This window comes from Methanosaeta sp. UBA356 (assembly GCF_002496465.1).
GTDB classification, from domain to species: Archaea; Halobacteriota; Methanosarcinia; order Methanotrichales; family Methanotrichaceae; genus Methanothrix; species Methanothrix soehngenii.
This window is the reverse complement of the sequence record NZ_DAKC01000031.1, coordinates 1,142-15,987: the sequence shown is the minus strand read 5'-3', so window position 1 is coordinate 15,987 and position 14,846 is coordinate 1,142. Positions and strand designations below refer to the sequence as shown.

Here is a 14,846-nt window from a genome sequence, read left to right as displayed (position 1 = left end):
AAATGTATGCGGCAGGGTGGTCAAGAGAGATCCGATCTTTGGCAACGACTGTCCAGTGCCGGGTGCCACGGTTCACATTTTGGACGTGGATGTGCATTTCATGTGGTGGTATCCCTATCCTGGCCAGCCATGGTGTTGGCTGTTCCCGTTTTGGATTCGCAGGGAAGAGATTGCCACAACAACGACTGACGAGTGCGGACGGTTCTGCGTGGACATTCCCCTCTTTGATATAGATGCCATCCTGAGATGGAGGCTTCGCATCCGCTGCTTATGGGATCTACTTAAACCGCCCAGAGTAATCGATGCCATCGATCTGGGCGTCAAACCCGATCTGAGAGCATATCCCAGGCTGAAACATTTGCCTGAGATGAAATACAGGTCTAGATCGGGCTCTGAAGTTCAGACACCGGTCATTCCACTTCCACCACCAGGTTCACCTGATTTGTATTCCAGTGCGCTGCCTTCGACAAGCCGGTTCTATACAGAGGCGAAATTCGAGATTGCGCGGAGGGCTATATCAGAAGAGCTGTTTGAGCCTCTGGCCAGAGACAAACAGCCGGTGATGGAGAAAGCAGCCTTCCCATTGCCAATATCGCCACCTGCTCTACCTGATGACGAGAAACTGCTGAAGTTACTGCCAGATAAAAGAATGATTGCCAATCTGCGCAAAGCCAAGCCAATCCTGCGCCTCATGCCCTGTTGGGCAGAGATTGTGCCTGAACTGAGGCTATTCCTGGATGTGCCAGATATTGTGTTCAAGGTGGAACAGGACACAAATGGCGATGGCAATCTGGAGACCATTTATGATCAAGGCCTCTTCGATGTGAACTGGAATCTCCAAGACCCCACCACTAACGTTGTCATTGATGTATGGGGAAATGCTATATGCGTCCCATGTGGCGCAGCTGGATATCAACCATGCACCACAACGGGGATAGTTGGCATAAATGATATGCCTGTAGATATCGCATATCTAAAAGATGGATATGCTGTGCGCGTCAACAGGCCCAAGCCAAATGGAGCACGCCCGGAAGCTGAGACACCATTTAGCGGCGTGTTGCGGCTGGTGGGATGTCCAGAATACTCTCAGGCGGCATTCTACAGAGTATTTTATAGTTTTATGGGTTCGGCTAAAGCTTTCAAGGAGTCTTGGTATCAATATAGAATCAGCTCCAGAACGTTTCATGAGGTAATGCCAGATTCAGATGGATTCTATCCCATATTGACTCCAGCTAATGACTACTATCCGTATCATACGCTCATAAATTGGCCAACTTATCACTATTCCAATGGAGAGTACAAGGTGCGTCTGGAGCTATACGATGCGGGTCACAATCCCATCTTGCCCGAACTGCCAGAGGTGGATGTGGTCGTGGACAATAGCCGACCTTTGGTCAAATTCCTGAGCCTTCGCTGGAGGCAAGCAGGAATAGCGGCCTGGAATGATCTGGATCTTGACTGCCCAATCATTTCCAGAATTCCGAATAGCAGTATAGATATGGAGGTTACTTACAATGTGGCTGCGGATCACTTGCGTGATCTGTCAATCAGCCTTGTCGGCTGCAAGGATGGCAGCACAATTATCGGCAGCTCAAGTTACTGGCACAAAGCAGTAAACGATAACAATAAGGTCCTAACATGGACTGTGAATGTGCCGAGCACAGCGGCCCAAGGAGCATACCACTTCTACTTGGAGGGCCGCAGCCGGGCTTTCAACGCCTACGGGGGCTTGGCAGTCGACTGGGAGTTCGATCCATTACACATATACGAAGGCGAGACACTAAACGTAGCCATCATAGATTCTTGAGGGACCTTGAGTAGCTGTCGGGCCACCGGCAGCTTTAACTTTATTGATATCTGTAATAGACTCTTGCAAATCGATATTAGCAGAATGATTTACTCAGTAATTATATGCCCAAACCCGGACTCGAACCGGGGACATTCAGATCTTCAGTCTGACGCTCTCCCAACTGAGCTACTTGGGCTGATAGGTGGGCCCGACGCGATTCGAACGCATGACCTCCGCCATGTCAAGGCGACGTCATAACCAGCTAGACCACGGGCCCGCAAGCAGGTTTCCTATCTTTCCTCGCAGATAAAGGCTTCGGTCAGGCAGAAGGGGGCACGCGGGGAGAGAATTCTGCAGGGACGAGAATGCATCTTACCCGCCATCCTGCCCAACTCCCCAAACCCCATCAGGTGTAATAGACCTCCCGATGATACTCATCCAGGGCCTTGATGGTGACCTGATCCTTCCCGGCGAGGAGAATGGCATCGGCCGCCGCCTGCGCCGCCTGGATGGTGGTGATATAGGGCACATGATAGTCCACCGCACTCCTCCGGATCTGATAGCCGTCTTTCACCGACTGCTTGGTGGTGGGAGTGTTGATTATCAGCTTCACCTCCCCCCGCTTCATATAGTCCAGCACATTGGGGCTGCCGTTATAGATCTTCTGCACCCTCTCCACCTTTATTCCCGATTTTGAGAGATACTCTGCGGTATTGTCCGTGGCGATGATATCCAGGCCTGCATCGACGAGCTTCCTCGCCGCCACAGCCGCTGCCGCCTTGTCCTCGTCTTTGACCGATATGAAGACCACTCCCCCCAGGGGCAGGGGATTGTAGGCTGACAGCTCCGCCTTGAAGAAGGCCAGACCCAGCTGGTAGTCAATGCCCATCACCTCTCCCGTAGACCTCATTTCCGGGCCCAGGAGGGCATCCGCCCCGGGCAGCTTATCGAAGGGCAAAAGAACCTCCTTTACCGCCACATAGGGCACCTTAGGCTCCCTGGTGTACCCCTGCTCGGCCAATGATTTGCCGATCATCACATTGGCCGCGATCTTGGCCAGGGGCAGGCCGGTGGCCTTGGAGACGAAGGGTATGGTCCGGCTGGATCGGGGGTTGGCCTCCAGGACATAAACTGTGCCGTCCTTGTAAGCCATCTGCAGGTTGACGATACCGATCACACCCAGGCCCAGGGCAATTTTGCGCACATAATCCCGCACCACCTCTAAGACGACGCCGGGCAAAGTCTGGGGCGGTATCATGCAGGCGCTGTCGCCTGAGTGGATTCCCGCCTCCTCGATATGCTCCATGATGGCGCCGATGAGCACATCCTTTCCGTCGCAGACGGCATCCACATCTATCTCCACCGCATCCTGCAGGAAGTCGTCGATCAAGACCGGATGCTCCCTCGAGACCCGCACCGCCTCCTGCATGTACACGTCCAGTCCCTTCTCATCATAGACGATCTCCATCGCCCGGCCCCCTAAAACGTAGCTGGGCCGGACCAGGACAGGATAGCCTATCTTTGCCGCCACCTCCCGCGCCTCAGCCGGTGAGAAGGCGATGCCCGCATTGGGCTGGGGGATGTTCAGCCTGGTCATGAGGGCATTGAACCTCTCCCGGTCCTCAGCCAGGTCGATGCTGTCAGGCGAGGTGCCTAAAATTCTCGTCTTCAGCCCCAGGCGAGCGATCTCCTTTTCCAGAGAAAGAGCCAGGTTGATGGCCGTCTGGCCGCCGAACTGCACCATCAGGCCGTGGGGCTCCTCTTTCTCAATGATGTTCATCACATCCTCCAGGGTGACCGGCTCGAAGAACAGCTTGTCCGAGGTATCATAATCGGTGGAGACGGTCTCCGGATTGTTATTGATAATATGGGCCTCTATCCCCTGCTCTCGCAGGGCCATGACCGCATGAACGGTGCAGTAGTCGAACTCTATCCCCTGGCCGATCCGGATAGGGCCCGAGCCCAGGATGAGGACCTTCTTCCGGCCGGAGGGCACAAGCTCGCACTGGGTATCGTAGGAGGAGTAGTAATATGGAGTGGTGGCCTCGAACTCCGCAGCGCAGGTATCCACCATCTTGAAGGTGGGAATGATCTTCAGGGAGCGGCGCAGGTCAGCTATCTCCTCCCGGCTTCGTCCCACCATCGATCCGATCTGCTCATCGGTAAAGCCCGTCCTCTTCGCCCGGCGCAGGGTATCCGCATCCATAACGGAATTTTCGTTTGTTCCCTTAGCCTGCCTTATCTCCTCCTCCATCCGGACGATATTTACAATCCGGTAGATGAAGTAGGGCCCAATGCCGGTGATATCCGATATCTCCTCGGGACTCGTCCCCCTCTTCAGAGCCTCATAGATGGCAAACAGTCGGTCGTCTGTGGGATTCACTAGCAGATCCCGCAGCTCCTCGTCCGTCCAGGTGGCATACTTTCCCTTGTATCCGAAATCCTTGTCGATATCCAAAGACCGTACGGCCTTCAAGAGCGCCTCCTCATAGCTCCTGCCGATGGCCATCACCTCGCCGGTGGACTTCATGGCGGTGGTAAGGGTCTTGTCCGCCCGGACGAACTTGTCAAACGGCCAGCGGGGGATCTTAGCCACCACATAATCCACCATCGGCTCAAAGGATGCCGGCGTCTCCCGGGTTACATCGTTTCTGATCTCATCCAGTGTCATGCCAATGGCGATCTTGGCCGTCACCCGGGCAATAGGATAGCCGGTGGCTTTGGAGGCCAGGGCGCTGGAGCGGGATACACGGGGGTTGACCTCGATCACCCGGTACTCGCCATCCTTGACCGCGAACTGGATGTTGCAGCCCCCCTCGATCTTCAGAGCCCGGATGATATTGATGGCCGCGCTCCTGAGCATCTGAATCTCATGGTCGGTGAGGGTCTGGATGGGGGTCACCACTATCGACTCGCCGGTGTGAATCCCCATGGGGTCCATGTTCTCCATATTGCAGATGGTGATGCAGGTATCATTGCTATCCCTCATCACCTCATACTCCAGCTCCGTCCAGCCCCCCACGCTCTCTTCGAGGAGCACCTGGCTGATCCTGGACCTTTTCAGCCCCAGGTCGCAGATCTGCAAGAGCTCCTCCCGGGTCTTGGCTATGCCTCCTCCCGAACCGCCCAATGTATATGCGGGCCTGACCACCAGGGGCAGACCAAGCTCCTCCATAACCTCCAGAGCCTCATCCAAAGTGTTGACCGCCCGGCTCTCTGGCACCGGCTCGCCCACCTTCTGCATGGCCTGCTTGAACAGGTCCCGGTCCTCAGCCTCCTGAATGGATTTGACTGAGGTCCCAAGCACCTCCACATTGTACTTCTCTAGAATTCCCATCTCTGCCAGCTCGGAGGTGATGTTCAGTCCGGTCTGGCCGCCGATGCCGGCGATGATTCCATCCGGCCTCTCCTTCTCAATGATCTTGGCGACGATATCCGGCTCCAGAGGCTCGATATAGACCTTGTCCGCGGTGTCCGGATCGGTCATGATGGTGGCCGGATTGGAGTTGACCAGGACCACTTCAATCCCCTCCTCGCGCAGGGACTTGCAGGCCTGAGACCCGGAGAAATCAAACTCCGCCGCCTGGCCGATCTGAATGGGTCCCGAGCCTATGAGAAGGACCTTATGTATATCCGCTCTTTTGGGCATCCTCTATCCCCTCCCCGGCACAGCCCGGTCATTTTTGCCATTTTTGTCATCCTTGCCATGCTTGCCCTTCTTGTTATCCATGACCCCCACCACTGAGCTGAAGAAGTGATCGGTGGTGCAATGAGGCCCAGGATAGGCCTCAGGGTGATACTGCACCGCGATGACATCCAGGCTCTTACTCTGGATCCCCTCCACCGTACCGTCGCTGGCATTAAGCTGGGTGACCTCCAGCCCTGTCCCCTCCAGGGAGGAGGGAACTACAGCGAAGTTATGGTTCTGAGAGGTGATGTAGACGATCCCCTTCCCCAGGTCTTTGACCGGCTGATTGCCTCCATGATGGCCGAACTTGAGCTTGAAGGTCTCCGCTCCCAGGGCCAGGGATATGACCTGATGGCCCAGGCATATGCCAAATATGGGCATCTCTCCAGCGAAATGGCGCACGGCCTGGATGGCCTTCTCCGCTCTCTCCGGGTCCCCAGGGCCATTGGACAGAAACAGGGCATCAGGTCCAGCCGCTTCTATATCCTGAATCGTGCTATGTGCAGGGAGCACCATCAGATCAAAATCCCTATCTGACAGGCTTCTCAATATCCTCCTCTTGATCCCCAGGTCGATCACCGCGATCCTCTTGCCCCGGCCTTCAATCCGGTAGGGCTTTTTGCAGGTGACATCCCTCAGGAGGTCTTGGCTGGATATGTCCGGCTGGGATCGGGCCAGGCCCACCACATCCAGATCCATTATCTCGTCCTTCTCACCCACGGCAACCGCGGCCTTCAGCACCCCTTGTTCTCTCACCTTAATGGTGAGCATCCTGGTGTCCACTTCGCACAGTCCAGGCCGGCCCTCATCCAGCAAGAACTGATTGAGGGTTTTGTTCAGGCGGTGATGAGTCGGACGGTCCCAGTGCTCCCTGCAGATCATGGCCCTGGGCCACATCCCGTCCGACTGAAAATCGTCCCCGCTCACCCCATAATTGCCCTGGAGAGGATAAGTGAACAACAGCATCTCTCCATGATAAGAGGGATCGGTCAGCGCCTCCTCATAACCGGACATGATGGTTGTGAAGACCAGTTCGCCCGCGACAACGCCGGGCGCACCAAAACCGGTACCTATCACCCGTGTACCGTCTTCTAACCCTAAGAGCCCAATCATATTATCGGGAAAACAAGACGCCAGGTCGTCTAAATACATTTCGATGATGAGTTGGACGATCAGATCGCAGCAAAGAGATCATCATCTTTTTTAATCTTGAGACCATAATTCGGTCTATGGAAGTATCTGTAGAGACCACGCGCAGCTCCGAGTTCAAGCAGATCTATGCCATCGGGGCAATAGGCGGCCACAGCCCCTATGACTTCAGAATTGCTTTTTACAATGATTCGCCCAAGATCCAGAGAGATGGGAACAAGAACATCACCGTCATGGAAAGAAAGATCGAGATGGAGATCATCTTATCTCCTCTAGCTGCCAAGGAGCTGGCCAGATGGCTGGAAGAGCATATCAAGGACTATGAGAAGAAATTTGGGGAAATCAAGAGGCCTGGTGCAGGGTCTGGCGAGAAGGGTAACACGGAAAAATCCGGAGAATCTGCCCCCATTCAGGGCTACATGTGATGATCCATGAACAGCAAAGAAAAGATTCAACTTCACAAAGGAATGGATTGCGTCCGGAGAATGGATTTTGAGAAAGCCATAGAATACTTCCAAATTGTCACCGCCTCCAATCCGGATATGCCAGAGGCCTGGAACAACCTGGGCGTGGCCTTCTATGGCCTGGGTCGAATCGATGAGGCTCTGGAGAGCTACGACCGATCTATTGCCCTCGATCCGAGTAATCTCGATGCTCTGCGAAACCGTGCATTTCTGCTTCGAAACCAAAAGAGGCTACCTGAGGCCCTGGAGGCCTACGATACCGTCCTGGAAAAGGGAGGAGATGCCATAGACCTCGAGTCCACTGCGGTTGTTCTAACCGCTATGGGAAGGCTGGAGGAGGCCCTCAACTGCCTGTACCTTGCCCGGGAGAAGCTCTCTTTAAAGCGCCTGGAGGATGAGATAGAGATGGTGCAGAAAAAGATCCTGGAAAGGGACGGACAGAGCGGGGATTAGGCCAAATGCGAGCCGGATGGCGGGGCAGAGAGAAAAGAGTAATAGCAGGAAAGCTCTTTGAATCATCAACTGGACGGGGAGGTGAGAGGCTATGAAGGGTTTTATAATGATCAATGTAGAGCCAGGGACAGAGAAAGCAGTCCACGATCGCTTGGAGAAGATCAAAGGGATCTGCGAGGTCGTTCCCGTATACGGTGAGAGGGATTTCATCGCCATAGTAGACGTGGAAGGCATCTCCGACCTCAACCGGGCAGTGATGAATGTGAGGGAGATAAACGGAGTGACCAATACTCAGACCATTCTGGGCATGGAGCTGAAGTTCTAGGACAGGATGCAAATAACCAAGGATTCCGGTTCGCTCTGGCCCCTCTATCTGGCGGTATTCGTCGCCGTCCTGGGATTCACTCTGGTCGTACCATTCTTTCCCAGCTATGTTATGGACCTGGGGGCATCTTACACCCTGCTCGGGTTCATAATATCCATCTACGGAGCGTCGCAGCTGCTAGTCCAGGTGCCTATAGGCCGCCTCTCCGACCGGATGGGAAGAAAGAGGCTAATGCTCATAGGACTGATGACATTTGCAGTCCTCCCACCTCTGTACATCTATGCCGAGAACGCCTATACCCTGCTATTCATAAGAGCTCTGGGGGGTGTCGGTGCCGCCTTCGTCTGGCCCACTGCCATGGCCCTGATCATAGACCAGTCTCGTGCTCACAGCAGAGGAGCCGCCATGGGCTTTTACAATGCTGCCTTTTACTCCGCCCTGGCTTTAGGTCCATTTATGGGGGGAGCGCTCTATGATCAGATGGGGCTTGAAGCACCCTTCTACTTCTGGACCCTCCTGGGAATAGCATCGATCATCATAGTCACTTTTAAAGTACCCGAATCCAGGGGCATAGTCCCGAAGGCTGATGAGCAGCCTCAAAGAAGAGAGGAGCCACTCATCGCCCCTGGATATGCGATCACATTTCTCGCCTGCTGCGCGGTCATCCTCTGGTCAGGGGTGGTGGGCGGCTTCAACATCACCCTTCTCCCTTCCTACGCCAAGGCTCTGGGCTTCTCCACCACCGATATAGGGCTCATCTATCTGGTCTATGGAGGAATCACTGCCATCTCCAACATTTACTTCGGCCGCCTGGCAGATCGAGGGAGGAGAAAATGGCTCATATTTCTGGGCAGCCTGGCTGGCCTGATCTCATTTGCGCTTCTCTTCATAGTCTCAAACCTCATCCAGGTACTGATCCTCTTTGCCGGCCTGGGTTTGGGCCTGGGCATATGCAGCCCGGCGGCTGCCGCACTCGTCGCCGATACCACCAATGCATCTCGGAGGGGGGAGACCTATGGCATCTTCAATACTGCCCGTATGTCCGGAGTGGTGGTGGGCCCTATCATGGCCGGGCTGGCGGCGGATATGCAGGGAATTGATGGCGCTTTGTATGCCTTCACTCTGATCGCCCTGGCAATAACTTTGGGAGCTGTTGCCATCCGGGAAGCAAAAGAGGATTCCGTAAATAGCAGGGAAGATGCCGATAGGCTCTGAAAAGGGTGACAGAAAAGACCAATTGAGCTGCAGGAGGGGTCAACTCCCGCCAGCCCGATTTCGGCAGCGATCCGTTCCAGTATCCTTATTGGCTCAAATTCGTCCAGGAGCCCTGGCCACCCACTCGGAATGAGGATTTATCTTTGGCATACAGCAGATTGTTCTCTGCATGGCCGTCGAAGGTGGGAGAGGCCAGGAAAGATGCGGTCCCTTTTCCAGCGCTGGTGATCATTATAGAGTTGGTGACATTTGTATAGTTGACCGGAATGGCACGCATATAGAAGTCCTCGCCCAGGGTGGAGTAATAGGTAAAACCAGCGATCCTGGTGAGGGCAGTGTCTGTGATATTGAAGGCGGCGTTGGCTGAATAATATTCCGATATCGGGAAGGATAGAGGATCGGTATAAAGCCAAGTCGTTCCCAGGGTGGTACTGGCCAGCATTAGGAGCACGGCAGCCGAAATGAGATGCTTTATCATGAACCGTCTTGCTTGCATGAAAGGGATTTAAATCTAACTGACGTTTGGAAAGAAAAATCGGAGGTGGGCATATTTCTCCTCTGCCCACCTCAAAAAGCTTCAAGCCAGCAGCCTTTGCATCCTTTCCGATCCAGAAGCTGCAGGCATTATGCTTATTTGCAGTCTCTTTGCCTTTCTATTCGATGTGCTGGCTCCTACCGTCTCACCATATCCTGCAGCATATAGCCCTGGCCCATGGCACTGTCATAAGCATTGGCTGGGGCATGCTTGCCGTCTCTGACATACACATAGACCCTATAGTTGCCAGCATCGGTGGGAGCACTGGACCAGGTCCACTGATTCTTAGCTGACCAGCTCTGCACGATCCTCCAAACATTGCCGGTGGAGGGGCCTTTCAGCCAGAACTGATAATACAATGGATCTTTATCTGCATCGCTAGCGGTTGCCGTCCACTTAACCGGGGTTCCAGCTCCCTGGGGGCTGGGGCGGTCGGATTTCAGAGCGGTCAGAACCGGCGGCTGATTGGAGATCAGCTGATAGGAGGAGCCCAGAGCGCTATCGTACCCGGTGTCAGGGTAATGCCAGCCGTCTCTGGCGTAGACGTAGACCGTATAGGCTCCGCCATCATTTGGCATGCTGGACCAGGTCCACTGGTTCGCCAGGGACCAGTCTTGAGCTATCTGCCAGACGTTGCCGGTGGAGGGGCCTTTCAACCAGAACCGGTAGTATATCGGATCTTTATCTGCATCGATTGCCGCAGCGGTCCACTTAACCGGGGTTCCAGCTCCTTGAGGGCTGAGGCGGTCGGATTTCAGAGCGGTCAGAACCGGCGGCTGATTGGGGGCCAGGATGAAGGGGGCCCCCACAGCGCTATCATATCCGGTCTCAGGATTATGCCAGCCATCCCGGACATAGACATAGACCGTATAGGCTCCGCCATCGGACGGCAGGCTGGCCCAGGTCCACTGATTCTTATATGACCAGTCCTGCACTATCTTCCAGCTGTTCCCGGTGGATGGACCCTTCAGCCAGAACCGGTAAAGCAGTGGCTCCATATCCGGGTCAGTCGCTATTGCTGTCCAGGTCACAGGCGTTCCTGCCTTCTGGGAGCTGGGTTTGTCCGATCCAAGGGAGATCAGAGTGGGGGGCAGATTCTGCCGCCGCACTGTGAACAGCGCACCAGCATCATCGTCCCATCCGGCTGGGCTGGAATGGAGGCCATCCCTCACCTGCACCTTGATCTCGCTGGTGCCCGCATCAGCCGGCGTTGTCGGCCAGGTCCAGGTTGGATCGGTGGACCAGTCGCGGACCATTCGCCACAGTCCGCCGGTCGATGGACCCCTCATCCAGTACCTGAAGAAGAGCGGATTGCCCTCCGGGTCGCTGGCGGTGGCCGCCCATCTGATGGTAGCTCCTACTGGCTGTGCGCTGGGAAGGTTCGTGCCCAGGCCGGTGATCACCGGAGGCAGGTTCACATTCATGATGAAGAACCGGCCAACCTGATAGTCATCCGAGCCGGCAGGTCCGGCATGCTTGCCGTCCCTGACTGCTACCAGCACCTCGCTGTAGCCCACGTCTGCAGGAGTGGTCCTCCAGATCCACTGGTTGCTCTTGCCCCAGCCGGTCATATCCACCCAGAATCCGCGGGTGGCAGGACCGCGCAGGAAGAACCGGTACTGCAAGGGGTCTCTGTCTGGATCAGAGGCTATAGCCGTCCACTTGATCCAGCTGCCGGCATACTGCGGCTCAGGCCGGTCGGTGTAAAGGACCTGCACACTGGGCGGCAGATTGCCGCCGGTCAGGCTAAAGGAGACGGTCTTCTTGACATCGTATCCTCCTGGGCCAGAATGCTGTCCATCCCTGATCCAGACCTCAACCTCATACTTACCGGCAGGATAGCCGAGAGTGTTCCAGGTCCAGACGCTCCTGCTGCTATAGCCGGTGTCCAGGTTGATTCCCGGCCCTCTAACCAGGAATCTGTACTGGAGAGGATCAAGGTCATCTGCCCTGGCCGTCCAGATGATCGGTGTTCCAGACCTCTGGGGACTGCTCTTGTCCGGGATAAGTGATGGATTGGCAGGCAATGGATTCCAGTTGCCGAAATCCTTTCCAGAAACGCTGGTAGTGGATGAATCCAGGGTGACGGTATAAGTGCCACTCGCTGGTGCCTTCTGATCCCATCCGGGCTGATGAATCTCCCGAACGGTATAGGTTCCAGAGGCAACATCCGTGAAACTGTAAGAGCCGTCAGCTTCGGTGGTTGCAACCTTTATCACCCCTCCTCCAGCCGGCTCCAGGTTGATCTTCCAGCCGCCCATTCCTGGCTCGCCGGGATCTCTGACCCCGTTGCCGTTGATATCGTTGTACTTCACTCCAGAGATGGATTGAGCTGCCAATCTATTCCCAAAGTCGTTGTCCTTTGCCTCTCTGGGAGGTGTTCTCACATCGAAGACTATGCTGTGGCTCCCCCCCGCTGGAGCGGTCTGCGTCCAGCCGGTTCTTGAGGTCTCGCTAACCTTGTATGTGCCGGGAAGGAGCCTCTCGAACTTGTAGTTGCCGTTGTTGTCCGTGGTGGCGGTAAGGGTGGGAAGCGGCTTGCCAAACCAGGTGCTCCCGGTCAGGACCATCTCCCAGCCGGAAAGGCCCTTCTCACCGGGATTCTTGGTGCTGTCGCTATTCAGATCCTCGTACTTCATTCCGGATATGGAATTAGATCCGCGTATTCCGAAGTTGACGTTGGTCACCACTACCGTTTTGATGGTCACTGTGACCGTGGAAGAGGTGGTGAGGACCATGCCCGTCGGGACGGGATCGTTTATGGTGTAGGTCCCAGGCAGGACGTTCTCGAAGCTGTAGAGTCCGTTCTCATCGGTGGTGGTATTGGCCACTACCTTGCCGTTCTCGACCAGGCTCACTTCCCCGCCGGGAATGCCAGGCTCATCCTCGTCCTGCAGGCCGTTGCCGTTGATGTCATAGTACTTCTGGCCGGAGATGGAAAGACCGCCGCTGTTGGCGAAATCCTTGTCGGCCACATCGGCATCCTTAAGCTCAACCGTCCAGGGGCCTTCAGGTGCTATCTGATTGATGCCCTCTGCAGCGACCTGGCTTATGCTGTAGGTTCCAGGAGACAGATTGCGGAAGGCATAAGAGCCATCTTCAAGCGTGGTGGTGGCATTTATGACGCTACCGTCGCGGGATAGCTGAATGGCCACTCCAGCCCTGCCCGGCTCGCCCTCATCCTTGACGCCGTTGCCGTTGCTGTCCAGGAAGCTGGTTCCTGATATGGCAAAGGAGCCGTGGTTGCCGAAGTTTATGTCTGCTACATCCCCATCCGTCAGCTCCACGGTGTAGGAGCCTTCAGGAGGTGCAGTCCTGGTCCAGCCAGCCTGCTCGACCTCGGATACGGTGTAGCTTCCGGGGGATAGCTCTGCGAACTTATAGGATCCGTCCTTTTCCGTGGTGGCAGTGCTGATCAAACTGCCGTCTCTAGAGAGCTCAATCGTCCAGCCCTCCATTCCCGGCTCGCCGTCGAAGGCACCGTTGCCGTTCAGGTCGTTGAACTTCCTGCCGGAGATGGTGTACTGGACGAGCTTGTTGACGAAGTCCAGGCCTTCAACGTCTCCTTCGGATAGATCGACGTTATGAGATCCGCCTTCGGGAATTGCTGCCACCCAGCCAGAGGGCAGAGTCTCGCTGATGGTGTAGCTTCCAGCATCAAGATCCTGGAAACTATAGGTTCCATCCTCTCGGGTTAAGACGCTAACCTGGCTTTGATCCGGTTTGGTTATCTGTACCGTCCAGCCGGATAAGGCCTCGCCGCTGTCAGACACACCATTTCCGTTCTTGTCCTCATATACCAGGCCCGAGATGTTCATCTTCGGCTCGGCGAGGGTGAAGTAGCCGGAGTACTCGGAGTCAAAGCCGTCTTCGCCAGAGTGTTGTCCATCTCTAACCTGAACTTTCACCTGGTTCTCTCCCCGATCTATTGAGGATGTCACCCAGGCCCAGGTATCATCTGAAATCCATTCTGTCTTTGGCTCCCAGGCTCCATTTGTTGCCGGTCCATTGAGGAAGAACCGGAAGAGCAACGGATCCATGTCCACGTCAGTGGCATTGGCGGTCCAGGTTACAGTCACCCCTGGCTTCTGGGGGCTTATGATATCCGGAATCAGAGAGTTCAGCACAGGGGTCTGATTCTCCACAACAGGAGCTACGACCTCTGCATCCTCTTCAGATACCTCTTCGGTCAGGTTCTCGGTGATGTTCTCCGGTGCGATGGGAGTGGTGATGTTCTCAGTCACTGGAGGGGCCAGAGTATCCTCTGGGATCTCCACCACTTCAGTCACATTCTCCGCCTCAGCGGTCATATTGGCCTGAGCGGTGGCATTCTCTTCATCTGTGACATTGGCGGGAGCTGTCACATTGACCTGGTCAGTGACGTTTGTCTCAGCGGGAGCGATCTCCTCCGCAGGTTCCTCTGCAAAGGGAGCTTCTTCTTCGAGCGGCACTATGACGAACTCGGAGCTTCTGTTTCCGCTATCGCCCTCCGGCCCCTCATGCTGATCGTCCCTGGCCTGGGCTGTGATCAGGAATGATCCGGCCTCAGATGCAGTCCAGATGAACTTGTTTTCTGCCTGCCAGTCGGTGACTGCAGTCTCGTTGACCAGGAAGCGATAAGATATGGGATCATCTTCCGGATCGCTGGCAACTGCTGTCCAGTTGACACTGCTTCCCAGAACCTGGGGGCTTCCCAGATCGGCTGAAAGCTCTGTGATGCTTGGTGATTCATTCGGCTCAGCAGCGGCCTCTTCGACCGGTTCTGCTTCTGCGACCTCCTGAGCAGCTTCTTCTGCCAGAGGCATTGTTATGGCGAACTCAGCGCTTCTGTTTCCGCTCTCGCCTTCGGGTCCATCGTGCTGATCGTCTTTGACCTGCACGGTGATCAATGCCGTTCCGGCTTCTGTTGCCGTCCAGGCGAACAGATTCTCGGGCTGCCAGTCGGTGACTGGGGTATCGTTGACCAGGAAGCGGTAGGATATGGTATCATTTTCCGCATCGCTGGCCGTTGCTGTCCAATTGATCCTGCTTCCCAGAAGCTGTGGGCTTGCCAGATCAGCGGCCAGATCCATTAGCTCTGGCGGATTGTTTGGAGCAGCCTCAACCACGAATTCCGCTGTCTGGGAGCTATCTCCTTCTGGATTGTGGTTGTTGTCCCGAGCCCTGACCTCGATGGTATGGGAGCCAATATCCTGCTCGGTTGTTGTCCAGGTCCAGCTCGGGATGGA

General features: G+C 55.4%; 9 protein-coding genes and 2 tRNA genes. 5 read left to right on the top strand and 6 right to left on the bottom strand.

The window, feature by feature from the left end; all coding sequences use genetic code 11:
- Positions 1-1,807: hypothetical protein (locus BP727_RS02295; protein ID WP_286857195.1), on the top strand; the 1,807-nt coding region annotated here is incomplete at its 5' end.
- A gap of 105 nt (positions 1,808-1,912) precedes the next feature.
- Here BP727_RS02295 and BP727_RS02290 read toward each other — a convergent pair.
- The 4 genes from BP727_RS02290 to carA form a co-directional block, all read right to left on the bottom strand.
- A tRNA-Phe gene (locus BP727_RS02290) sits at positions 1,913-1,985 on the bottom strand.
- Between the two features lie 7 nt (positions 1,986-1,992).
- Positions 1,993-2,066 (bottom strand) — tRNA-Val (locus BP727_RS02285).
- Positions 2,067-2,195: 129 nt separating this feature from the next.
- On the bottom strand, positions 2,196-5,438 hold the full coding sequence (gene carB / locus BP727_RS02280) for a carbamoyl-phosphate synthase large subunit (RefSeq protein ID WP_273277867.1): 3,243 nt from the start codon (positions 5,436-5,438) through the stop codon (positions 2,196-2,198).
- A 3-nt stretch (positions 5,439-5,441) separates the two neighbouring features.
- Positions 5,442-6,590 carry a glutamine-hydrolyzing carbamoyl-phosphate synthase small subunit gene (carA, locus tag BP727_RS02275; RefSeq protein WP_048131886.1) on the bottom strand — a complete coding sequence of 383 codons (1,149 nt, stop codon included), beginning with the start codon at positions 6,588-6,590 and terminating at the stop codon, positions 5,442-5,444.
- Positions 6,591-6,706: 116 nt separating this feature from the next.
- Here carA and BP727_RS02270 point away from each other — a divergent pair, with 116 nt between their 5' ends.
- From BP727_RS02270 to BP727_RS02255, 4 genes are all read left to right on the top strand, one after another.
- Positions 6,707-7,051 carry a DUF3467 domain-containing protein gene (locus tag BP727_RS02270; protein WP_013718825.1) on the top strand — a complete coding sequence of 115 codons (345 nt, stop codon included), beginning with the start codon at positions 6,707-6,709 and terminating at the stop codon, positions 7,049-7,051.
- A 60-nt stretch (positions 7,052-7,111) separates the two neighbouring features.
- The gene (locus BP727_RS02265; RefSeq protein ID WP_286857193.1) at positions 7,112-7,543 is read left to right on the top strand and encodes a tetratricopeptide repeat protein; all 432 of its coding nucleotides are present in this window, start codon (positions 7,112-7,114) and stop codon (positions 7,541-7,543) included.
- Positions 7,544-7,634: 91 nt separating this feature from the next.
- Entirely contained in the window at positions 7,635-7,868 is a 234-nt protein-coding gene (locus tag BP727_RS02260) for an Lrp/AsnC ligand binding domain-containing protein (protein WP_013718827.1), read from the top strand.
- 6 nt (positions 7,869-7,874) lie between these two features.
- Positions 7,875-9,083 carry an MFS transporter gene (locus BP727_RS02255; RefSeq protein WP_013718828.1) on the top strand — a complete coding sequence of 403 codons (1,209 nt, stop codon included), beginning with the start codon at positions 7,875-7,877 and terminating at the stop codon, positions 9,081-9,083.
- An 85-nt stretch (positions 9,084-9,168) separates the two neighbouring features.
- On the opposite strand, the gene BP727_RS02250 is transcribed toward BP727_RS02255, so the two are convergent.
- Together BP727_RS02250 and BP727_RS02245 are read right to left on the bottom strand one after the other, a co-directional pair.
- Complete coding sequence (locus BP727_RS02250; protein ID WP_048131888.1) at positions 9,169-9,561, bottom strand: hypothetical protein; 393 nt, start codon at positions 9,559-9,561, stop codon at positions 9,169-9,171.
- Positions 9,562-9,755: 194 nt separating this feature from the next.
- Positions 9,756-14,846: SdrD B-like domain-containing protein (locus BP727_RS02245; protein WP_286857190.1), on the bottom strand; the 5,091-nt coding region annotated here is incomplete at its 5' end.

Bases quoted from the DNA above. Each gene is read 5' to 3' on its own strand.
- BP727_RS02250 (WP_048131888.1), bottom strand. From the start codon at position 9,561: ATGATAAAGCATCTCATTTCGGCTGCCGTGCTCCTAATGCTGGCCAGT.
- BP727_RS02270 (WP_013718825.1), top strand. From the start codon at position 6,707: ATGGAAGTATCTGTAGAGACCACGCGCAGCTCCGAGTTCAAGCAGATC.
- carA (WP_048131886.1), bottom strand. From the start codon at position 6,590: ATGATTGGGCTCTTAGGGTTAGAAGACGGTACACGGGTGATAGGTACC.
- BP727_RS02260 (WP_013718827.1), top strand. From the start codon at position 7,635: ATGAAGGGTTTTATAATGATCAATGTAGAGCCAGGGACAGAGAAAGCA.
- carB (WP_273277867.1), bottom strand. From the start codon at position 5,438: ATGCCCAAAAGAGCGGATATACATAAGGTCCTTCTCATAGGCTCGGGA.
- BP727_RS02255 (WP_013718828.1), top strand. From the start codon at position 7,875: ATGCAAATAACCAAGGATTCCGGTTCGCTCTGGCCCCTCTATCTGGCG.
- BP727_RS02265 (WP_286857193.1), top strand. From the start codon at position 7,112: ATGGATTTTGAGAAAGCCATAGAATACTTCCAAATTGTCACCGCCTCC.